At 27.4% G+C, this 23,998-nt stretch carries 23 protein-coding genes; 19 read left to right on the top strand and 4 right to left on the bottom strand.

The features are described from left to right. Positions 1-52: 52 nt before the first annotated feature. From JOC62_RS07540 to JOC62_RS07510, 7 genes are all read left to right on the top strand, one after another. Positions 53-664 carry a vitamin B12 dependent-methionine synthase activation domain-containing protein gene (locus JOC62_RS07540; RefSeq protein WP_243425034.1) on the top strand — a complete coding sequence of 204 codons (612 nt, stop codon included), beginning with the start codon at positions 53-55 and terminating at the stop codon, positions 662-664. Further along, on the top strand, positions 642-3,053 hold the full coding sequence (locus tag JOC62_RS07535) for a homocysteine S-methyltransferase family protein (RefSeq protein WP_204594626.1): 2,412 nt from the start codon (positions 642-644) through the stop codon (positions 3,051-3,053). Before JOC62_RS07540 ends, JOC62_RS07535 begins: the two co-directional genes overlap by 23 nt. Before the next feature lie 162 nt (positions 3,054-3,215). Next, positions 3,216-3,917, top strand: a complete 702-nt coding sequence (locus JOC62_RS07530; RefSeq protein ID WP_243425033.1) for a TVP38/TMEM64 family protein — start codon at positions 3,216-3,218, stop codon at positions 3,915-3,917. A gap of 138 nt (positions 3,918-4,055) precedes the next feature. Then, complete coding sequence (locus JOC62_RS07525; RefSeq protein ID WP_204594625.1) at positions 4,056-4,889, top strand: peptidase MA family metallohydrolase; 834 nt, start codon at positions 4,056-4,058, stop codon at positions 4,887-4,889. 193 nt (positions 4,890-5,082) lie between these two features. Further along, on the top strand, positions 5,083-6,075 hold the full coding sequence (locus JOC62_RS07520; protein WP_204594624.1) for an ABC transporter ATP-binding protein: 993 nt from the start codon (positions 5,083-5,085) through the stop codon (positions 6,073-6,075). A 2-nt stretch (positions 6,076-6,077) separates the two neighbouring features. Continuing rightward, entirely contained in the window at positions 6,078-6,896 is an 819-nt protein-coding gene (locus JOC62_RS07515; RefSeq protein WP_204594623.1) for an ABC transporter permease, read from the top strand. 3 nt (positions 6,897-6,899) lie between these two features. After that, positions 6,900-7,691: an ABC transporter permease gene (locus JOC62_RS07510; RefSeq protein ID WP_204594621.1), complete on the top strand. Its 792-nt coding sequence runs from the start codon at positions 6,900-6,902 to the stop codon at positions 7,689-7,691. A gap of 107 nt (positions 7,692-7,798) precedes the next feature. Here JOC62_RS07510 and JOC62_RS07505 read toward each other — a convergent pair whose 3' ends face one another. Then, entirely contained in the window at positions 7,799-8,230 is a 432-nt protein-coding gene (locus JOC62_RS07505) for a hypothetical protein (RefSeq protein WP_204594619.1), read from the bottom strand. A 340-nt stretch (positions 8,231-8,570) separates the two neighbouring features. On the opposite strand from JOC62_RS07505, the gene JOC62_RS07500 reads away from it, so the two are divergent. The 7 genes from JOC62_RS07500 to JOC62_RS07470 all read left to right on the top strand — a co-directional run bounded on the left by JOC62_RS07500 (position 8,571) and on the right by JOC62_RS07470 (position 16,617). Beyond that, positions 8,571-9,284, top strand: a complete 714-nt coding sequence (locus JOC62_RS07500) for an ABC transporter ATP-binding protein (protein WP_204594618.1) — start codon at positions 8,571-8,573, stop codon at positions 9,282-9,284. After that, a complete protein-coding gene (locus JOC62_RS07495) occupies positions 9,277-10,881 on the top strand; it encodes a hypothetical protein (protein WP_204594617.1) in 1,605 nt (534 codons plus the stop codon). Before JOC62_RS07500 ends, JOC62_RS07495 begins: the two co-directional genes overlap by 8 nt. 162 nt (positions 10,882-11,043) lie before the next feature. Continuing rightward, the gene (locus tag JOC62_RS07490; protein WP_204594616.1) at positions 11,044-11,781 is read left to right on the top strand and encodes a biosynthetic peptidoglycan transglycosylase; all 738 of its coding nucleotides are present in this window, start codon (positions 11,044-11,046) and stop codon (positions 11,779-11,781) included. A 214-nt stretch (positions 11,782-11,995) separates the two neighbouring features. Next, positions 11,996-12,505, top strand: a complete 510-nt coding sequence (locus tag JOC62_RS07485; RefSeq protein WP_204594615.1) for a transglycosylase SLT domain-containing protein — start codon at positions 11,996-11,998, stop codon at positions 12,503-12,505. A gap of 272 nt (positions 12,506-12,777) precedes the next feature. Further along, the gene (locus JOC62_RS07480; protein ID WP_204594614.1) at positions 12,778-13,647 is read left to right on the top strand and encodes a GNAT family N-acetyltransferase; all 870 of its coding nucleotides are present in this window, start codon (positions 12,778-12,780) and stop codon (positions 13,645-13,647) included. Positions 13,648-14,035: 388 nt separating this feature from the next. After that, positions 14,036-14,869, top strand: coding sequence for a CAP domain-containing protein (locus JOC62_RS07475; protein WP_204594613.1), 834 nt, complete (start codon positions 14,036-14,038; stop codon positions 14,867-14,869). Between the two features lie 335 nt (positions 14,870-15,204). Next, positions 15,205-16,617, top strand: a complete 1,413-nt coding sequence (locus JOC62_RS07470) for a collagen-like domain-containing protein (protein ID WP_204594612.1) — start codon at positions 15,205-15,207, stop codon at positions 16,615-16,617. A gap of 98 nt (positions 16,618-16,715) precedes the next feature. Here the strand turns inward: JOC62_RS07470 and JOC62_RS07465 are convergent, their stop codons facing one another. Next, entirely contained in the window at positions 16,716-17,516 is an 801-nt protein-coding gene (locus JOC62_RS07465) for a TPM domain-containing protein (protein WP_204594611.1), read from the bottom strand. Between the two features lie 2 nt (positions 17,517-17,518). Next, positions 17,519-18,088: a LemA family protein gene (locus tag JOC62_RS07460; RefSeq protein ID WP_204594610.1), complete on the bottom strand. Its 570-nt coding sequence runs from the start codon at positions 18,086-18,088 to the stop codon at positions 17,519-17,521. Positions 18,089-18,248: 160 nt separating this feature from the next. Between JOC62_RS07460 and JOC62_RS07455 the strand changes: the two genes are divergently transcribed. From JOC62_RS07455 to JOC62_RS07445, 3 genes are all read left to right on the top strand, one after another. Continuing rightward, a complete protein-coding gene (locus JOC62_RS07455) occupies positions 18,249-18,725 on the top strand; it encodes a glutathione peroxidase (protein ID WP_204594609.1) in 477 nt (158 codons plus the stop codon). 100 nt (positions 18,726-18,825) lie between these two features. Next, complete coding sequence (locus JOC62_RS07450; RefSeq protein WP_204594608.1) at positions 18,826-19,260, top strand: MarR family winged helix-turn-helix transcriptional regulator; 435 nt, start codon at positions 18,826-18,828, stop codon at positions 19,258-19,260. Positions 19,261-19,402: 142 nt separating this feature from the next. Then, the gene (locus JOC62_RS07445) at positions 19,403-20,023 is read left to right on the top strand and encodes a DUF488 family protein (RefSeq protein WP_204594607.1); all 621 of its coding nucleotides are present in this window, start codon (positions 19,403-19,405) and stop codon (positions 20,021-20,023) included. A gap of 70 nt (positions 20,024-20,093) precedes the next feature. On the opposite strand, the gene JOC62_RS07440 is transcribed toward JOC62_RS07445, so the two are convergent. Continuing rightward, a complete protein-coding gene (locus JOC62_RS07440; protein WP_204594606.1) occupies positions 20,094-20,606 on the bottom strand; it encodes a ferritin in 513 nt (170 codons plus the stop codon). Positions 20,607-20,982: 376 nt separating this feature from the next. Here JOC62_RS07440 and JOC62_RS07435 point away from each other — a divergent pair, with 376 nt between their 5' ends. Further along, entirely contained in the window at positions 20,983-22,962 is a 1,980-nt protein-coding gene (locus JOC62_RS07435) for a fructose-1,6-bisphosphatase (protein WP_204594605.1), read from the top strand. Between the two features lie 154 nt (positions 22,963-23,116). After that, positions 23,117-23,998: hypothetical protein (locus tag JOC62_RS07430; RefSeq protein ID WP_204594604.1), on the top strand; the 882-nt coding region annotated here is incomplete at its 3' end.

The following is a 23,998-nucleotide window of genomic DNA, read 5'->3' as shown; positions in this document are numbered from 1 at the left end:
AGAAATTTTAAGATACTTAGGATATAGAGGGCAAGAGAAGCCCAAAAATATTATGAATAAAATTTCGGGTGTAAAGAAAGAGTGTAGAGATTTCTTTACACCTAAATTTATTTATGAAGAGTATAATCTTAAGAAAAGAGAAAATAAAATTGAACTTATAGGTACTAGCTTGCTTTTAGAAGGAATAGATATATATAATTTATTAAAAGACTGTGATAGGTGTGTGCTGATGGCTGTGACCCTTGGAAATGATGTAGAGAGACGGATAAGATTTTATGAAAAAGTAGACTTAACAAAGGGATTAATATTTGATGCTTGTGCAACTACAGGTGTTGAAGAAGTTTGTGATTTAGTAGAAGAAGAGATAAAATCTAAGTATGTAAATGAAGGTGAGGAGCTAACATTTAGATATAGTCCAGGATATGGAGATTTAGATTTAAGTATACAAAGGGATTTTATAAATGTATTAAATTGTGAAAGAAGAATAGGAGTCAAGGTTTCAGAACATATGGTTTTATTTCCAAGGAAATCAGTAACTGCTATTTTAGGTATAAAAAAATATAGTGGAAAAAAGGAAAAGAAGAGTTGTATAAATTGTAATAATTATGATAGATGTGTATATAGAAAAGAGGGAATAGATTTTGAATGTAAGAGAGTATATTAAAGATAATATTTTAGTTTTTGATGGAGCTATGGGGACAATGCTTCAAAACTTAGGCTTAAAACTTGGAGAAAATCCAGAAATATTTAATATAACCCATAGAGAAGAAATAATAAAGATACATAAAGATTATATAAATTCTGGAGCAAAGATTATAACAACAAACACATTTGGGGCAAATGAGCTTAAATTAAAAAATACGAAATTTTCTGTAGAAGAAATAATAAAATCTGGAGTTGATTTAGCTAAAAAAGCAAGAGGGAATAAAGAGTGCTATATTGCTCTTGATATAGGGCCAATTGGAGAATTATTAGAACCTATGGGAACTTTAAGTTTTGATAAGGCTATTAATATTTTTAAAAGACAAATTAAAGCTGGAGTAGATAGTGGAGTAGACATAATTCTTATTGAGACTATGACTGATTTGTATGAGATGAAAGCGGCAATAATTGCAGCGAAGGAAAGTTGCGATATTCCTATATTTGCAACCATGACATTTGAAGAGGATGGAAGAACCTTTACAGGATGCATCCCAGAGAGTATGGCAATTACACTAGAAGGATTAGGGGTAGATGCTGTTGGAGTTAATTGCTCTCTTGAACCAAGCGAACTTAATAATATTGTAAAAAATATAATTAATAATACTAATCTACCTGTAATTGTACAACCTAATGCAGGACTTCCAAATATTATAGAAAGAAAAGCTGTTTATGATATAACAGAGAAAGGGTTTTCAAATTCAGTTAGAGAATTAGTAGATATGGGAGTCTCAATTATAGGCGGATGCTGTGGTACAACTCCTAGCTTTATAGAAGAACTTAGTAAAATAGCTAAAGATAAACGTAAGGTAAATAGAAGAAAAGTAATAAAATATGCAGTAGCATCACCTTATAAAGTAGTAGAGATTAATGAGGTAAGAGTAGTTGGAGAAAGAATAAACCCAACAGGTAAAAAGAGATTTAAAAAAGCTATTATAGATAAAGATATGGATTATATATTAAGACAAGCAATAGAACAAATAGAAGGAGGGGCAGAAATACTAGATGTTAATGTTGGTCTTCCAGAGATAGATGAAGAGTCATTAATGGAAAGTGCAATAAAGGAGTTACAAAGTATTGTTGATGTTCCGCTTCAAATTGATTCAGGAAAAAAGAATGTAATTGAAAAAGGTCTAAGAGTATATAATGGTAAACCAATAGTAAATTCAGTAAGTGGAGAGGATGAGGTATTAGATAATATTCTTCCTCTAGTGAAGAAATATGGAGCCGCAGTAGTTGGATTAACACTTGATAACAATGGTATACCTAAAGACCCTGAATCAAGATTTAAAATAGCAGAAAAAATAGTTAATAGAGCCATTGAATATGGAATAAAAAAAGAGGATGTATATATAGATTGCTTAGCTTTAACTGTTTCAGCTCAACAAGAAGAAGTTATGGATACATTAAAAGCTTTAAGAATGGTTAAGGAGAGGTTAGGAGTTAAAACTCTTCTTGGGGTCTCAAATATATCCTTTGGATTACCAAATAGAGAGCTTATAAATGAAACATTTCTAGCCTTAGCTTTAGGGGCTGGATTAGATCTTCCAATTATAAATCCTAATAAAGAAGGGATGATGAACGTTATAGATTCCTTTAAAGTGTTAAATAATAATGACCGTGGAGCTAAAAGATATATAGAAACTTATGGAGATAAAAAAGTAGAGAAAGTATTAATATCTAAAAAAATAGATTTAAATATAAATCATTCTAAACAACTAGATGATAACGAAGAATCTTTAGAAAAATCAATATTTCAAGGATTGAAAAACAGTACAAGGAAAATAACAGAAAGATTATTAGAAGAAAAGACAGAACTTCAAATAGTAAATGAAGATTTAATACCCGCCCTTGATAAAGTAGGTGAAAAGTATGAAAAAGGAGAAATATTTTTGCCACAACTTATACAAGCTGCAGAAACAGTTAAGATATCTTTTGATTTAATTAAAGATAGATTAGTTAAATTAGATAAAGGAGATGTAAGCAAAGGAAAGATTATACTGGCTACTGTAAAAGGTGATATTCATGATATAGGGAAAAATATAGTTAAAGTTATATTGGAAAACTATGGATATGACATATTAGACCTTGGGAAAGATGTTCCAATAGAGAAAGTAGTAAAAGAAGCTACAGAAAATAATATAAAACTTGTAGGGCTTAGTGCATTAATGACAACTACTATAGTATCGATGGAAGAGACGATTGTAGCCTTAAAAAAGGCAGGTTTTAAAGGCAAAATATTTGTTGGTGGAGCAGTTGTAACAACGGATTATTCAGAAAAAATGGGTGCAGATTTTTATGCAAAGGATGCTAAACAATCTGTAGAAATAGCTAAAAAAGTATTTAATAATTAGAAATAATATAAAGATAGTAGTATATATAGTAATAGATATATACTACTATTTTTTTAATTCTTATAATTATCTGAATATTATATAATTAAATTATTAATAAGTATTTGCATTACTTTACACACATATATTTTTATGTTACGTTTAATACACAAGGGGATATAAATGAAAATTAATTTTAGCAAGGGGAAATACATGGGGAAAAATAAGAATTTATGTAGGGTAAAGTTTGTTGTTTTTTTAGCGCTAATATCAATATGTATATTTACGTTAGTTAAAAATTGGGATGCAATTAAAAATATTGATATGGAAAAGATATCAATATTTATTGAGGAGAAGGGAACTTTTTCGGCAATAGTATATGTGTTATTTTATACTATAAAACCATTTTTTATAATTATTCCAACAAATATAATAGCTATAGTAGGTGGAACATTATTTGGGCCGATAAAAGGTTTTTTACTTACAATGACCGGTTTCTTAGTATCAGGAACTATTGCTTTTTATGTTTCAAGATTATTAGGGAGAGATTTTGTTGAAGGGATTATAGGAAATAAATTTATTAAATTAGATAATAATATAGAAAAAAACGGATTTAAAATTTTATTTCTATTAAGATTACCACCGATACTTCCTTATGATCCATTAAGTTATGCTTGTGGGTTTACTAAAATAAAATATAAAGATTTCATTTTAGCATCACTTCTAGGAGTTGTTCCAGAAACTATGTGTTATTCAATGCTTGGAAAGAGCTTCACTAATCCTTTTTCAATTGAGTTTTTAATACCAATAGCTATATTGGTTATAGGGGTTATTTCTTCTAAGCGCATAATGAATTCAAGAAAACAAACTAACATAGAGAGTTAATTAACATAGTCTAAGATTTATAAATCTTAGACTATTTTTGTTAATTATTAAAATAATAATTTTAAAAACATTAAATGTAATATAATTCCTTTTATGTGATATAATTGTTATAAGATATATACAGAGGGGATTAAGCATATGGGGTGGGGAAAAAAGTTTAGAAATATATTAAAAAATTTTGTGCTTATAGTTCTTGCGATTATTTTAGGAGTAGTAACCTTAAACTTGCCAACAATTAATAGTGTTAAGGCTTTTGCAGAAGAGAATGTAGTTAAAAAAATTGTGAATATTAAGGTTACGAGGGGCATGGAAAGCCTTGAATTAGAAAATGGATCAGAGTACTATGAAAAAAATATAAATAATGAAAATAAAGACATTATAGAAAAATGGTTAAAGCAAGCAAGGGAAGATACATCTACAGTATTTGATATAAATGATGAATATAAAGTAGATATTGTAATATTTAATAGCGAAGATGAGTTTATGGAAGCTTTGAAAATTAATATTAATGATGTTGCTGCAATATATTTAAATGATACTATTTATATGTATAAAGGTAGTATCAAGGGACGTAATATAATTCATGAATATGCACATCATATAGTTAATTACTATTGCAAGGAAAATGATATAAATAAATATAATATTCCAACATGGTTTGAAGAGGGAGTAGCTGAATATACTTCAATGATTCACAATGAGGGAGAACTTATATATGTAGTTGATATAGATAAAAAAGTTGACTTTAGAAATTTAGGTAATAGTAATGAAGAAATATCTAATATGATAAATGATGGTTACAATGTTTATGGACAAAGCTACTTAGTAATTAAGGAGATAGTAAAAGAAAAGGGCATAGACATAATAATGAAGATATTAAATGACTCTAAATATATGGAGTTCTATGATGCTTTTGAAAAAAATGTTGGTAGAAGTATAGAAGATATAATTGATAATTTAAAAGAGATATAGAATATAAAAATACTCTATGAAAATTTTGTAGTGATAGAGTATTTTTATAAAGCCTAATATTGGTAATTATTAATAGTGAGTCAATAATTACCAATATTGTAAATTATGTAGTTTAGTGATATTATTAAAACTAAAGATAAATTGGTATTAAGAGATTTTATTTTTGGAAACGTTTCTAAAAGGGGGAATTTAATTGATTAAAGTTCAAGATTTAACTAAAGATTTTAAGATTAGAAAAAAAGATCCAGGTTTTAAAGGCGCATTAAAATCATTATTTTCTAATGAATATGATATCAAAAAAGCAGTATCAAATATCTCATTTGAAATAGAAGAGGGGGAAGTGGTTGGATATATTGGATCCAATGGAGCAGGAAAATCTACTACAATAAAAATGATGACAGGGATACTTACTCCATCATCTGGAACTATAGAAGTTAATGGAATAGTTCCTTATAAAGATAGAGAAAAGAATGCAAAGGATATAGGCGTAGTATTTGGACAAAGGACACAACTGTGGTGGGACTTGCCTCTAACGGAAACTTTTACGATACTTAAAGATATTTATTCTGTCGAGGATAATTTATTCAATAAGAACATGGGATTTTTAAATGAAGTTTTAGGATTAGAAGAATTTATGAATAATCCTGTAAGAACATTATCACTTGGCCAAAGAATGAGAGCAGACCTTGCAGCGTCACTTATTCATAGTCCAAAAATTCTTTATTTAGATGAACCAACAATTGGGCTTGATGTTGTAGTTAAAGATAAGGTTAGAGAAGCTATTAAGAAAATAAATAGAGAATTTAATACAACAATTATATTAACTACTCATGATTTAAGTGATATAGAAGAACTTTGTGAAAGAATTATAATTATTGATAATGGGAAGAAGATATATGATGGAAGTTTAAAAGATATAAAAAATAGCTTTGGATATATGATTACATTAGAAGCTCAAATAAAAGGGGATATAAAGGCTAATCTTAATTTAAAGGAAGAATTTAATATTAATGATATAGAAGAATATATATATGATGGAAGATTGATAATTAAATTTAATAAAAACAAAGTAACTTCATCAGAAGTAATTTATAAAGTGATGCAAAAAATTGATATATTAGATTTTTCATTAAAGGAGACTAGTATAGAAGATATAATCAAAAAAATATATAAAAAGGGGGTATAGGAATGAATCTTATTAAAGGGTTTAAAATATATAGCTCTTTTTCAAAAAGTGAAATAAAAAAATACTTTGCATATAAAGCTAATATATTTATGGGAATTATAGGACAAGTCATAATGGTTATAGTTACATATTATCTATGGAAAGCTATTTATAGTAGTTCTCAAGATGGAATAATGAATGGATTTACATTAAATGATATGGTTATTTATATTATGATTTCATTTGTTATTGTCATTGCAACATCAAATGATATAAGCTATATTATTTCAAGTGAAGTTAGAGATGGATCTATTGCAATGAATTTAATAAAACCTATAAATTATGAAAAGAGACTTATTTTCATAGGAATTGGTCAATTTATTTTTAATTTTATATTTTTATTTATGCCAGCAGCTATTGGTATAACAATTTATAGAATTAATATTGGGCTAAGTATTACATCAACATCTATAATGTTATTTCTGTTAAGTATAGTTTTAGGAACTATGATAAATATTTATTACAGTTATATATTTGGACTACTAGTTTTTAAATTTTATAGCCTTTGGGGAATTAATCAAATAGCACAAGCTATTGTCATGCTAGTTTCAGGTGCATTGATACCATTGTCTTTTTTTCCAGATATAATACAAAAGCTTTTTAATTTTTTACCTTTTAGCTCTATAATATATACTCCAGCTATGATATATCTAAATAAACTACCTTCTAATGAAATAATAAAGTGTTTATTGCTGCAATTATTTTGGATTTTTGTACTAAAAGTATTATCAAGATTAATGTGGAATAAAGTTATTAATAAATTGAGCATTCAAGGAGGTTAGTATATGAAAAGATATTTAAAAATATATTTTAAGTTTCTAAAACAATATATAAAGACTTTAATGGAATATAAAGAGGATTTTATATATGGAATGATTGGATTCTTTCTAATTCAAGGAACTTCAATAATATTTATAAACCTTATATTTGATAATATTCAATCATTAAAAGGCTGGAGCTTTTATGAAATTATATTTATATATGGATTTTCACAAATTCCAAGAGGAATAGATCATATATTTACAGACTATCTTTGGATATTTAGCGGAAATTCAATTGTCAGAGGAGAGTTTGATAGATACTTGCTAAGACCATTAAATCCGTTATTTCAAGTAATTGCAGAAAGATTTCAACCAGAAGGATTTGGAGAATTAGTTGTTGGATTTATATTAGTTATACTTAGTGGAATAAAATTAGGAGTTACAATAACGCCTATATTAATAATAGGATTTATAATAGCTACAATTGGAGGAACACTTATATATACAGGAATAAAACTTGCATCAGCATCAATAGCTTTTTGGACTAAGACAAGTTTTAGACATGTACAAATGGCTTACGAATTAAGCGGTTTTGCAAAGTATCCAGTTACTATATATCCAAATGCAATAAAGAATCTTTTAACCTTTATAATACCATTTGCTTTTACTGGATTTTATCCAGGTGCATACTTACTTGGAAAAGAAAGTTTCTTCTTTGGAGTAATAATGACATTAATTGTAGGAGTAATAACTATAACAGTAGCATATTTTATTTGGCTTAAAGGTATATCAATATATGAAAGTGCAGGTAATTAGTATTTATTTTTAAAATTAAATAAAGTATATAATAAAAATAACCTATTTAAATTTTCTAAGTTAAATAGGTTATTTTTAAACAATTACATTAATGATATCATAAAAGATTATTGCCATTTTCCGTGATTATAGACAAATCTCATTTCTGATTTTGATGGAAGCTCTTGAGACATAACAATAACTATATCAGAGTAATCATCTTTTAGTACTTCATTAATTATTTGTTTGAATGAAAAAACCCTATCAAACTTTAAAGCTTTATCTTTGTAAGTTATACTTATTTTTAAATTACTTTTATTATCAACAGTACTCTCTAGGAATTGAATATTATCTAATTCCTCAACCTCTTCATAAGTAAATTCTGCAATTTCTTGTAAGTCAGATTTTTTATTTTCATCAGAAATGTTTATAAATTCTGATATTTGACTAATTTTATTTTTTTTAGTTTCTTTAATTATTATATTGAACCCAAACACAATACAGATAATAAATAAGATGCATAAAAAAAATAAAATTAGTAATTTTTTATACTTACCCATAGAATCCCACCCCATACAAATATATTAAATTTTTGATTAATAATAAAGTTAGTAATTTATTTAATGTTAATAGAATATTTACATCCTATTTAATTATAACTTTATAAATCAATAAATTTAAAAAGTTGTATATATATTAATCGAAATTTAAATATTTATTAACTAAATTAACCTTTTAGATTTATTTAGTTAAAATGTTAAATTTTATATAAATATTTATAACCAAATTAATAAGAAACTGAGCATATAATAATTATATAAATTAAAAGAGATTGACACATATATTCTATTTGTTATATATTATATATAACAAATAGAATATATAGAGGGGGATTTATATATGTTAACTATAAAAAATTTTTATAAATATTATAAAAGTGATAAACCAGCAGTTAAAGGTGTATCTTTAGAAATAAAGGATGGGGATATATTTGGATTTATTGGTCATAATGGTGCAGGAAAGACAACGACTATAAAATCAGTTGTTGGTATACTTGATTTCGAAGAGGGAGAGATACTTATAGATGGTATATCAATTAAAGAAAATCCAATTGAATGCAAAAAGAAGATTGCATATATACCAGATAATCCAGATATTTATAATTCACTTACAGGAATACAGTATTTAAATTTTATTGGAGATATATATAAAGTTCCTAAAAAAGAACGAGAAAAACTTATAGCTCTATATGCAGATACTTTTGAGATTACAAAATCTTTAGGAGATTTAATATCATCATATTCACATGGAATGAAGCAAAAGCTTGCTATTATATCTGCACTTATTCATAAACCAAAGTTACTTGTATTAGATGAACCTTTTGTTGGCTTAGATCCAAAGGCATCTCATATATTAAAGCAAATAATGAAGGAGATATGTAAAGATGGTGGAGCAATATTTTTCTCAACACATGTATTAGAAGTGGCAGAAAAATTATGTAATAAGATTGCTATAATCAAAGATGGACAAATTGTAGCAAAGGGAGATATAGACAAGGTTAAAGGCGATAGTTCTTTAGAAGATTTATTTATGGAGTTGATTGATAATGAATAATTTAGGTACTCTTTTAAAATATGATTTAATAAATTCTTATCAGCTTAATTCTATATTAAATAGAGAGGATAAGAAAAAGTTTTATAAAACTTTAGCTTTTATAATATTAATGATAATTGCGATAGGATCTTTTGGGGTAACAGTTTTTATGTATTTTAATTTTATGGTGGATCCTCTAAAGAGTATGAATATGTTAGATATTATAGTAGCTCAAGGATTTATAATGTCAGTATTCATAATATTTGGGACATCAATATATAAAGCGCCAGGATTAATATTTGGAATAAAAGACTATGATATGCTAATATCACTTCCTATAAAACCATGGATAATATTATCTGTAAAGCTTATTAATTTAATATTAGTAAATTATGCATTTATGACAATTTCACTAATACCAGCTTTAGTAGCATATTTTATAAATACTAAATTTACATTTATTATGATTTTAAATGCTGTTATAATGTATCTTTTTATTCCGCTAATTCCAATAGCCATTGCTAGTATATTTGGATTTATACTCACTTATATTTCATCAAAAGTAAGGCGTAAAAATATTTTTTCTATAATATCAGTATTTATTGTAGTTCCAGGGATACTTTTATTATCTTCAAATATGGAATCTATAATAAGTTATATAACTAAGAATGCAACAAATGTAAATGAACTTCTAAATAAAATATATCCACCTGTAAAGTATTATATAGATGGGATAGTAAATATGAATTTTGCTGGAGTCTTAAAATTTAGTGCTATATCAGTTGGAATATTTATATTATTTGTTATTTTATTAAATAAAGTATTTGTAAAAATAAACTCAAATCTTTTAGAAAGTTATAAAAAGAATAACTTTAAAATGAAAGAACTAAAAGAGTATGGTGTGGTAAGAACACTATTTAATAAAGAGGTAATTAGATATATATCAAAGCCTATAGTTATATTAAACACATCAATAGGAATGTTTTTATATCTAATAATGGCAATAGGAATATTATTTGTAGGAGATGGCTTTATAGGAATGATTTTTGAGATTAATACAACAAAAGAATTAATTCCATTAGTATTGATAGTTACGACATCTTTATTTGTTGCATTATCTAACACAACATCATCTTCTATATCTTTAGAAGGAGAAAACTTTTGGATTTTAAAATCATTACCTATAGAAACTCTTGATATATTTAAATCTAAGATATATTTAAATCTGGCAATAACAATAGTTCCAATTTTAATAGGTACACCAATACTTATACTTGCTTTAAATCTAACTATTATGGAGAGTATTTGGTTATTTGTAATACCAATATTAGTTTCATTTTATATATCTCAAATGGGACTTATAGTGAATCTTATATTTCCAATGATGATATGGACTTCGGAAGTAGTTGTTGTAAAAAGAAGTATTTCAGTGATTATAGCCATATTAATAGGGGGATTAAGTATTGCGATACCTTCATTTATTTATTATTGGTTTAGTATAAGTAATGTAAATATATATCTAGCTATAATACTAATAATATTACTTATAGTTAATGTTGTTTTATATAGAGTATTAAGAGGATTTGGTACTAATAGACTAGAAAAAATAAAAATATAATAAGTAAGTTAAAGACTTTTAGAGGCATCAATTTTGATGTCTCTTTTTTTCTTACATAAATGAAAGGATAAAGTAATGAAGTTAAATATGAGATTTATCTTATAGAACCTATAATAAGAACATAGAAAGCAACAAGCAAGCAGATTTAAGGGGAGATGTTTTATGAGACACTTTATTATAAATGGGAGATGTATGCTTTTTGGAATTATGACTTTAATGTTTTTATTAATTATAGCATTAGGATATTGTAATCAAAATTTAATAATAAATAATAAATCAATGGAGGCGAGAGTTAATATGGTTAGAGAAAATAAAAATTACGTAAAAATAGAAAACATAGATAAGAAATTTCTAAAATCAATGATAGCTATTGAAGATCATAGATTTTATAATCATGGAGCTCTTGACTTCATTTCAATTGCAAGAGCAACTTTAAATAATATAAAAGCTAGAAAAGTAGTAGAAGGTGGAAGCACTATAACTCAACAATTAGCTAAAAATCTTTATTTATCAAATGAAAGAAGTTTTAAAAGAAAATTTAAAGAATCACTTTTTGCAATACAATTAGAAAGGCAATACACAAAAGATGAAATTTTGGAATTATACGTAAATTCAATATCATTTGGAGATGGATATGTTGGAATAGGTGAAGCAGCAAAAGGTTATTTTGGAAAAGATGCTAATAGCTTAAGCTTTGATGAGGCTACACTTTTAGCAGGATTACCTCAAGCACCTAGTTTATATGCATTAAGTAGGGATAATGGACTTGCAAAGAAGAGACAAAAACAAGTTATAAATGCATTGGAAAGATACAATAAAGAAGTAGAGACAGAATTTGTATCAATTGTACAAGTAAAAAAATATACAGAAGGATTTAATGGGGTAGGACCTAGCTTATAGGAGGAATAGAATATGAAAAATAAGAGAGAGTTTAAAGAAAATAAAGAAAAACAAATGAGATTTTGGAATATGTTATTTAATTATGATCGTTGGAGCATGGGAATTGTATATATAGATTAGTCATATTGAAAAGTGGAAAAGAAAATAGAATTGATAAAATACTAAGCAATATAAGATAAAAAATATAAAATTAATAATGGATGTGGAGGAACTTATGATAAGAAAAATAATGGGTATATTAATAGTTTTATTAGTGATAACTATAGGGGGTGGCTTTATAGTTAGAGAAACTATATTTCCAATAAAAGATAAAGAAATAATAATTAAGCATGCAAAAGAATATAAAGTAGACCCAGCATTAGTAGCAGCAGTAATAAATTTTGAGACGAATTTTGATCCTATAGAGTACAAAGAGGGAAAAGCATGTGGTTTAATGAAGTTAACAGATAGTACAGGAGCAGAACTTTCAAAGGAAATTGGATATAAAGATTTTAAGAAGGAGAAGATAGCACAAGATGATATAAATATAAAACTTGGAACATATTATCTATCAAAATCAAATGGAGATACTTTAGAAGATCAAGTAGGAAACTGGGTTATTAGAAATGGTATAGATAAGGATGATAAACTGGATATAAAAGCTTACGCTAAGGAATATTACACAGATAAAATAGCAACTAGAGAAAAGATATATAAAATATTGTATTTTACATTTAATATTTAATAAATATAGATTAGACTAAGTCTAGAGAAAGGGGTTAATCCTAACTTTAGGCTTAGTTTTTTTATAATGAGGATAAGAAAAGTATATTTTATGATATAATTAAGTGGAATATTTTTCTAAATAAGTTATGGAGACTTTATTAGTTATTTAAACATAATAAAGTCAAAGATATGTTAGTTTCAATTTATATAATAGATATTTTAAAATGACTTAATTATAATATTTATATTATAATTTTACATAATTAATAATATAAAGATTGGAGGATTTATATGGTTGTTAAGAGTTTTAGAGAGTTAAATGATTATGAAAAAGATAAAGTTCTTTTATTTATAGATAGAAAAGATTGTAATACTTCTTTTTCTGAAATGGAGAAAATGTTTAACAATAAAATTTATGATTATGGAAATGGAGTTATTATAGTATTTAATAATAATTCTGTAGTAGGAATAGGAAGATGTGTATTGCAAGAAATACCATTACATGGAATAGCGTATATACATTTCTTAGATGTATTAGATGAAGTAGATTATAAAAAAGATATAATAAGAGAACTAATAAATAAACTATACAATAAATGTGAGGAATATGGAGCTACAAAGATATTGCTAGGGTTTAGAAAAAAAGAAACTCTAGAATTATTGAATGAATTAAATTTTGATGTAGATTATGAAGCTAAAATAATGTATTTAAAAGATAGGAAGAAAAGAAATAAAATACTTCATATTGAAAATCTTAATGAAGAAAATAAGTTTGAATATATGAGACTTTATAATAATGCGTTTAATAATATGCCACATGGAGCCTCATTAGATGAAAATGAATTAAATGAATTTTTAAATGATAACTATCAAAGGAATTATTATTTTATAGTTTCAAGTGAAGACGAAAATTTAGGAGTACTAAATGTTACGATTGATGGTAATGAAGGCACCTTTGATATTGGATTAAGTAATGAATATAGGGGAATAGGATATGGAAAACAATTGTTAGAGACTGCTATAGATTTTTTAGAAAAGAAAAATATAGAAAAAATATATTTAGTAGTTATTGGAATAAATGAAATAGCCTATAAGATGTATAAGAAAAGAGGATTTGAAGAAGAAAGAGTATTGAGTTTTTGGTCTATACTAAAAGAATAAGTATTAAAGTTTGATAATAATTATAAAGATAAGCTTAGTTAAGCGCTAATTAACAAATTAGCGCTTTTTTTATTTAGAACTTAAAAATATTAAAAATCAAGAAAAAACATTTAAAATTATCATAGTAATTATATCCATAGAATATACTGGAAAAGTTATTAGGGGGCAGCTATAGAGCCAAAGTGTACAAATTTTAAGGTTGGAAAAAAAGGATAAATTTTGACGTAAAGTAGTATATATCAATGAATAGCAATGATCTACCATGAATAAGATAACAAAAATATGTTATAACTTTAAGTGTTAGCAGTAGAAAAAGTAAAAAGTACTTTAACTAATAAGATATTGGATTTAAAGTAAGAATCCGAAAAAATAAAAAGGAGTGGTACAGATGAAAAATAAACTAATTGCTATATTAGTAACAGCTACATTATTAGGAGGTGCTGGTGCAAGCGTTTTTGCAGCGAGTGGACAAGATGCAAAAAATGAAGTTGCGCAAGTAGAATCAACAAAGGGAAATCCAGATAAAAATGTTCATATTAATAGTGATAGCAAAGTTAAAGCTACAGAATTAAGTAGCTCACAAAATGTAAAAGTAGTAAAAGAAAATTCAAATAAGGGTGCTTATACTGATAAACAAGTTTCAAATTATACACAAAACTGTAAGTTGCAAGATAGTAAAAATGTAGAGAAGAAAAAAGTTTCTAATACTACTACGAAGAAAGAAAATCTAAATACAGATAATAGAAATACAAATGCAAATACAGATAAAAAAAATACTTCAGGCGATAAAAATGGACAAGTATCAACAGCTAATGAGAAATTTATGGCTCAAGTAGAACAAAAAATATTTGAAAAAGTTAATTCAGAGAGATCAAAAGCAGGAGTTCCTACTTTATCATACAATAAAACTATGGAAAAATATGCTAGAATAAAATCTCAAGATATGGGAGATAGAGGATATTTCGATCATAAAGACCCACAAGGAAATCTTATAACTGCAAAAATGAAAAATGATGGAGTAAGCTATAAAGCTTGGGGAGAAAATATTGCATATATTGGCGGAGAGTCTAATGCTAATGCCTTAGCAGATCAATTTATGACTAATTGGATGAATTCACCAGGACATAGACAAAATATATTGTCAAAGAATTTCACAGGAATTGGTGTAGGTGTTTATAAGTCTGGAGATAAGGTTTATGCAACACAAGAATTTTATAAGTAATATATTATAAATTAATCTGTATTTAAGTTTATATTAAAGTGATAACAAGTTATATGAGAATATAGTTAAAAGATTCACTAAGTAAGTTTGTTATACATATTTATAAGGGAAGGGGTATTTAATATCTCTTCCCTTAATTTATTATAACAATATACTAAAAAATTTTAATAAGAAATAAATAGTAATTTAGGATTGAAGGAAGTAATTTTAGATTCATTAGGTAATAAGAATAAAATGCGGTTCCATTTTATAAGCTTATGCATAATATGTAAAGAGTAGACTCTTTTCTGTTAAGAATGCTTTATTAAATATTAAAATTTACAGGAGAGTGTATTATGTATTATAGCAATAGAGATAGAAGAAGAAGTGAAGATAGATGTTGCACTGAAAGATCTAATTATGATGATGAGTGCATTAAAATAATAAATGAATGTTGCTGTAATTGTTGTAATTGTTGTGATTGTAAGCACAAATGTCCAACCGGACCAACAGGACCAACTGGACCAACCGGACCAACAGGACCAACAGGACGAACAGGACGAACCGGACCAACAGGAGCAACCGGAGCAACAGGGGCAACAGGAGCAACAGGGCCAACAGGAGCAACAGGGCCAGCAGGAGCAACAGGACCGGCAGGACCAACAGGAGCAACCGGACCAACCGGAGCAGTAGGACCACAAGGACCAATAGGACCACAAGGACCAATAGGAGCAACAGGACCAACAGGGCCAACAGGACCAACAGGATTGATAGGACCAACAGGACCAACAGGACCAACAGGACCAACAGGTGCAACAGGAGCAACAGGACCAATAGGGCCAACAGGAGTAACAGGAGCAACGGGAGTAACAGGACCAACAGGAGTAACAGGAGCAACTGGAGCACAAGGACCAATAGGACCACAAGGACCAATAGGACCAACAGGACCAACAGGACCAACAGGACCAACAGGAGTAACAGGAGCAACTGGAGCAACAGGACCAATAGGGCCAACAGGAGTAACAGGAGCAACGGGAGTAACAGGACCAACAGGACCAACAGGTGCAACAGGAGTAACAGGAGCAACTGGAGCAACAGGACCAATAGGAGTAACAGGACCAACAGGAGTAACAGGAGCAACAGGAGTAACAGGCGCAACAGGACCAACAGGAGTAACAGGACCAACAGGCGCAACAGGACCAATAGGACCAACAGGAGTAACAGGACCAACAGGCGCAACTGGAGCAACAGGAGTAACAGGACCAACAGGAGCAACAGGCGCAACAGGACCAACAGGAGCAACAGGCGCAACAGGACCAACAGGACCAACAGGACCAACTGGAGCGACAGGATCTATTGCATTAGAATATGCATATATCTATAATTTAGGAGCACAAACTGTATCATTAGGAGAAAATGTAGTATTTAGTAATAATGGAGTAATTGTAGGTGCTATTACTCATGTAGCTGGAGGTAATACAATTACTTTAGGTTCAGCAGGAAATTATGCAATATGGGTTAATGTATTAGGAGTTCAACCAAATCAATTTACACTATTCCAAAATAATAATGTAGTTCCTGGAGCTATTTATGGCTCACAAGCTGGAACACAACCTAATCCAGGTATGGTTATAATTTCAGCAGCTGCTGGAGATGTTTTAACTTTAAGAAATCATACTAGCTTTGTAGGTGATATCAACCTACAAGTTTTGGCAGGTGGATCAGAAGTCAACGTTAATGCATCTATTCTTATTCAAAGATTAAGTTAACAAGCTATAGATGTATTAGATAATTATCATAGTGAAATTAAGAGAGCATACTAGCTAGTGTGCTCTCTTTCAATTAGTATATTAAAAATTAATATTATTTACCACCCGCCAGAAGAACCGCCACCACCAGAAGAACCGCCACCAAATCCGCCGAATCCACCACCGGACCCACCACCAAATCCACCAGGACCATTTCTACGACCAATATTACTCCAAAAAATAATTTTAAGTATTGTAGAAAAGACTCTACCTCTATTAAATATTGCATCTAACAAGATGAGTACCAAGAATATACCACCAATGCCAATAACACCATAGCCTGAAAAATCTTTTTCATCGCTAGGAAGTTGTATATTTAAAGATTTGCTTAATGTAACGTTATATTCCTTTGCTATATAATCAGAGAATGTACTATAAGATTCAAGTAGACCTTCTCCATAATTTCCTTCAATAAATTTAGGCTTAGCTATAGATTCCATAACTCTATTACTTAATACATCAGGCATTGCACCTTCAAGACCACGACCAACCTCAACTCTCCAAGCTTTATCCTGTATAGCGAGTAGGATTAATAAGCCATTATCTTTTCCTTTTTGACCTATTCCCCAAGTTCTAAATAAATTGATAGCATAATCTTCAATTGGAACTCCATTAGTTGAATTTATTATAACTGTAACTGCTTGAGCTCCAGTTTTATCTTCAAGTTCCTTACCGATGGAGACAATACTTTTAATTTTAGTAATATCTATTGTATTTGTATAATCATTAATGTATTTATAAGAAGTTGGAGATGGAATATCATTAGATGCATTTGCGGTAAATGCATCTAATGATAAAAATAATATTAATAAAAAAAGAGAAGAAAATAAGATTTTAAAAGCATTATTTTTAATTCTCATAATTATTTAGAAAAATCCACTGAAGGTACTTGTTCTGCACCAGTACTTGCTTTATATAATGGTTTTTCTTCAAAACCAAAAATACTAGCTATTATATTACTTGGGAATTTTCTTCTCTTTGTATTGTAATTAGTTACTGCAGTATTATAATCTTGCCTTGCAATTGCAATTCTATTTTCTGTTCCTTCTAATTGAACTGATAAATCTCTAAAGTTTTGATTTGATTTTAAATCTGGGTACCTCTCAACAACTACTAGTAATCTTGAAAGTGCATTTGAAAGGTCACTATCAGCATTAGCTTTATCAGTAACAGTTGATGCACCAGCTAGCTTACTTCTTGCATTAGCTATATCAGTAAATATATCTTTTTCTTGAGTAGCATATCCTTTTACCGTGTTAACCAAATTAGGTATAAGATCAGATCTCCTTTGAAGTTGTGTATCAATATTTGATTGAGCAGTATTTACATTTTGTTCTAATGAAACTAAGCTATTATAGCCACTTACTACAAACACGCCTAAAAGAATAACAATAGCAATAACTATAATTGCTATTTTAGAATTATTTTTCATATATATAACCTCCCTTCTATATAGATTATTATGTGTAAAAATTTAAAATATTATAGTATAAAAAAACTTGACAAAAATAATAATAGAATATATTATAGTTTTAATAAATTAAATTGTATACAATTTAATTTAGGCAAATTATTATAAGGAGATATGAAGAATGAATTTTTATGAATTTTTAGCCAAAGATATAAATGGACAGGATATAGAAATGAGCAAATACAAAGGAAAAGTAGTACTAATAGTAAATACTGCAAGTAAATGTGGGTTTACACCTCAATTTAAAGAGTTAGAAGAGTTGTATAATTTATATAAAGAAAAAGGATTAGAAGTATTAGGATTTCCATGCAATCAATTTAAAAGTCAAGATCCAGCAAGCAATGCTGAGATAAATAATTTTTGTCAATTAAATTATGGAGTTACATTTACTATGTTTGAAAAGATAAATGTAAAAGGACCTGATACACATCCTATATATAAATATTTAAAAGATGAAGCAAAAGGAATGTTAAATAATGAAATAAAGTGGAATTTTACTAAGTTCTTATTAGATTCTAATGGAAATGTAATTAAAAGATATGCACCAACTACATCACCGCTTAAGATAAAACAAGATATTGAGAAGTTATTAAAATAAAAGATGTATAATGTTGACATATAAAAGTGAACTATATACAATAATTGATATTAATTGAGTTTAAAAATTAAGTTAATTAAATATAAGATGGGAGAAGTATATGAATAAAGATAATTGTATTAAATTAGATAATCAAATATGTTTTTCTTTATATGCAGCATCAAGAGAAATAATAAAATTATATAAGCCAGTGCTTGATAAATATAATCTTACATACACTCAATATATAACAATGCTTGTATTATGGGAAGAAGAGAAGTCAACAGTAAAAGGTATAGGTAAAAGATTGCATCTAGATTCAGGAACTCTTACACCATTACTTAAGAAACTAGAATCAATGGGGTTAATTACAAGATATAGAGATTCTAAAGATGATAGAGTTGTTATAGCAGAACTGACAAAAGAAGGAAAAGAGTTGAAAGAAGAAATTATTGATGTCCCAGAGCAGGTCTTTTGTAAAGTAAATATGAGTATAGAAAAGGCTAACGAACTAAAAGCTAACTTAGATGAGTTATTAAATGTATTGAAAAAATAATAAAATTTTTAATAAATATAGTATAGTGTTATATTAGCTAGTAAATATTAGAGTATTTATTAGCTAATTATTTTATATAAATTATTATGTAGAGTTATAATAGTTTATATAAAATATAATTTTTTAGTAGGGAGATGATTGTGTGGATGTATTTACAATTGGACACTCTAATTATAGTATTGATAGATTAATAGAGATGCTAAGGCACTTTAATATTAATTGTGTAGTTGATATAAGAGGAACTCCTTATTCAAAATATAATGTTCAATTTGATAAGGAGTCTATAAGATATTCATTAACAAAGGCAGGATTTATATACATATATATGGCAAAAGAATTAGCAGCTAAGAGGCTAAATAAGATTTCATATAATAATGAAGGGTATGCTGATTTTGAGAAGGTAATACATGAACATGATTTTAAAAAAGGAATAGAAAGACTTAAAGATGGATGCAGAAAGGGATATAAGATAGCTATTCTTGGAGCTATGCAAGACCCAATAAGATGTCATAGAAGTATATTGGTTGGAAGGGCTTTAAGGGAATATGGTTTTAATGTAGAACATATATTAGATGATTATAGTATAGCATCTCAAGAAGATATAGAACAAAATTTATTAGATAAGTACTTTAAAAATAGAGAACAAATTACTATAGACTCATTGTTAGGTAATGGATTAACTGATGAAGATATGATAAAAGAAGGATATAGAATGGCTAATAAAGAGATAGGATATAGAATAGAGAATTTAGAAAGTAAATAGAGAAGATTAAAGAAATAGATAAAAAAGTCAGTAATTATTATGGTACTTATAATAATTACTGACTTTTTATTTAAGCTCTTGGAGCTGGTGGAGTAAATACTCTTGTTGCAAGTTCATCATCCATCATATAGATAGCTGCTGGATTTCCTTCTGATCTTCTAACTCTTTTTAGTAAAGAATTGAAGCTGTTTTCTTCTTCAACTTGTTCATCAATAAACCAGTTAAGTAAACTCATTGTTGCATGTTCTCTTTCTTCACTAGCTATATCTGCAAGTTTATATATCTTACTTGTAACTAGTTGCTCGTGGTTATATCCTTTTTGGAATACATCAATTATACTTTCAAAATTCATTTCAGGTTTTGGAATAGTATCTAGAGTAACATTTCCATTCTTTTGGAATATGTAATCATAGAACTTCATTGCATGAGCTAATTCTTCTTGTGCTTGAACTCTGAAAAAGTTAGCAAACCCACTTAAATCAACAGATTCAGCATATGCTGCCATTGATAAATAAACGTAAGATGAATAAAATTCAAAGTTAACTTGTTCATTAAGATGCTTTAGTAAATTTTCACTTAACATTATTATCTCTCCTTTAGTAAATATGATTTTTATTTATATGTTAATATAAATATTTTACCTCTTATGCTACAAATTATCAAATTATGATTATTATACATATAAGAATAAATTAAGAAATTTTATATAGATATATTTTTTTAATACTATAAAGTTACTTCACTTATATTACCATCATTAGTATGCTTAATAATTTTAATATTAGTATTTATATAGGATTTATTTAAAATAAAACGGATTAAATCATTGATTTTAATAAGATATTAGTAAATAGAAGTAGGTAGTTGTTAGCTGATAATTATTGATGTTATAAAAAATTTGATATATAATTATCTAAAACGATTTCAAAGAGAGTCATTGATTTTCATAGGGGGTACTAATGAAGAATTATGATGAAGATATCATAAACAAATTAAAATATTTAAAGCTTCTTGCGAAACAATATCCAACTATAGCAGAGGCGTCAACAGAAATTATAAATTTAAATGCCATATTAAATTTACCAAAAGGAACTGAACATTTCTTAACAGATTTACATGGAGAATATGAGCCTTTTGTACATGTGTTAAAAAATGGATCGGGAGTAGTAAAAAGAAAAATAGAAAGTGTATTTGGAAATTCATTAATGGATAGCGAGAAAAAGAGTCTAGCTACCCTTGTATATTATCCAGAACAGAAGCTAGATATAGTACTTAAAGAGGAAGAAAACATAGATGATTGGTATAAAATTAATTTATATAGATTAATAGATCTTTGCAGAAATGTATCATCTAAATATACAAGGTCTAAAGTTAGGAAGGCATTGCCTAAAGACTTTAATTATGTAATAGAAGAGTTATTACATGAAGAGTTTTATGGAGTAGATAAACAAGAGTATTATGATGGAATAATAAGTACAATTATAGATATAGGGAGAGCAAGAGAATTTATAATATCTTTATCTAATGTTATTCAAAGATTAGTTGTTGATAGATTACATATATTAGGCGATATATATGATAGAGGCCCAAGAGCAGATATAATAATGGACACTCTTATGGAGTATCATTCCCTAGATATACAGTGGGGAAATCATGATATGCTTTGGATGGGGGCGGCAGCTGGTGTAAAAACATGTATAGCAAATGTTATAAGAATAGCTACTAGGTATGGAAATCTAGATACAATAGAAGATATATATGGTATAAATCTTATACCACTTGCAACTTTTGCATTAAGTAATTATAAAGATGACCCTTGCAAAGAATTTATTCCTAAAATAAATGATAAGAATAGATATGGAAAATTTGAGATTGAGTTAATAGCTAAGATGCATAAGGCTATAACAATTATACAGTTTAAGTTAGAAGAAAAAATAATAAAGAGAAGACCAGAATTTGATTTAGAACATAGAATGCTTTTGGACAAGATAAATTACAATGAAGGAACAATAGATTTAAAAGGTAAGATATATCCACTAAAGGATAAAAACTTTCCAACTATAGATCCTAAGAATCCATTTAAGCTTACAGAGGAAGAAGAGAGGCTTATAGATAAATTAAAGCTTTCATTTTTAAATAGTGAAAAACTACAAAGGCATATATCATTCCTTTTTGCAAAGGGGAGTATCTATTTAAAGTATAATTCTAATTTATTAATACATGGATGCATACCTTTAAATGATGATGGTTCATTTAAAAGTATTAATATACATGGAATAGAATATAGAGGTAAAGCTCTTTTAGAAAAATTTGAAGTTTTAGCTAGGGAAGGTTACTTTAACAAGCCTGATACTCCGGAGAAAAAATATGGAATGGATATAATGTGGTATTTATGGACAGGATCTGCATCTTCATTATTCGGTAAAGAAGAAATGACTACATTTGAGAGATATTTTATAGAAGATAAAAATACTCATAAAGAGAAGAAAAATCCATATTATGAACTTAGAGAAAGTGAAGACATGTGTCGTAGGATATTGGAAGAGTTTGGGTTAGATCCTCAAGAATCTAAAATAATAAATGGACATGTTCCGGTAAAGAAAAAGTATGGAGAAAGTCCTATTAAATGTGGGGGAAAAATATTAGTTATTGACGGAGGTTTTGCAAAGGCATATAGAAGAGATACTGGAATAGCTGGATATACTCTTATATACAATTCTTATGGACTACAACTTGTATCACACCAACCTTTTGAATCAATTGAAAATGCAATTGTTGAGGAAAAAGATATATTATCTACAAGTATTGTTGTTGAGAGAAAACTTGAAAGAAAGACAGTTGGAGACACGGATGTTGGAGCAGAACTTAAAAACCAAATTAAAGATTTGAAATTATTATTAGAAGCATATAGAAAAGGATATATAAATGAAAGTAGATAATAAAAGCACCAGAGTTTCTGGTGCTTTTATTATATAATTTCTATATTTTAAGGAATTATATATATGTAGAAATTAAGTTACATAACATTAATAAAATAGTAAATTAATTGGTATATACTAAAATTATTATTTATTTGTATAGGAAGGAAGAAGGATGAAAGATAGTAAGATTAATGGGTTCTTTATGAAAATAGGATTTACGCCTAAAAAGATTATTCAATTAATTATTATTGGATTTGGACTTATGATAATCTTTGGAAAGTTTTTTGGAATAAAAAGTGTAATTTTTAGTATTCCATTTATATTAAGTATAGTTTATTTAAAAAGTACTGACTTTACAAAACAGCCTTTTAAAAGATTAATTATAATTTCGATATTATTTATATTAATAACTATAATTCCATATATTGCATTTAAGTATACTTACTATGGGATAGTTATAAATTTTATAAGTATATTTTGTATTGCATATACACTTACATCAAAATATAAAGCATCATTATATTTTCCAGTTGTATATTATTTTGTATATGCAGAAACTTTTAAGGTAACATTTTCAGAATTGAAATTAAGAATCGTAGCTTCAATAATAGGGAGTGTATACATAGTATTTGTTTTATATATGTTATCAAAGAGAAATATATCAAATGATATATTAAATGATTCAATTGAAAATTCAATAAAGTTAAATATATCAGAGATCCAACATATTCTTAATGGTAATTATGATGAAGAAATTTATAAATCAAATAAGAAGTTATTAAAGAAAATAAGCAAAGAAATTTATTTAGGTAAAGTCAAAGGGAATATAGATTTTAATGGGGAAAATATAAGCTTAAACTTACTTGCAATTAATAATGGTATTAATATTACACTTAAAGAAGTATATTCAGCAAGGAGCGATTATGATGATAATGTAAAAGAGTTTTTAGAAGATTTAATAGTAATACTAGATAATATAATTAAGTTTAGTAATAATGAAATAGATAAAAATAAATATAATTTAATTATAGAACATTTTATATTAAAATATGAT

The sequence above is a fragment of the Clostridium sardiniense genome (genome assembly GCF_016907995.1).
GTDB lineage: Bacteria > Bacillota > Clostridia > Clostridiales > Clostridiaceae > Clostridium > Clostridium sardiniense.
This window is presented reverse-complemented; position numbering and strand designations above follow the sequence as displayed.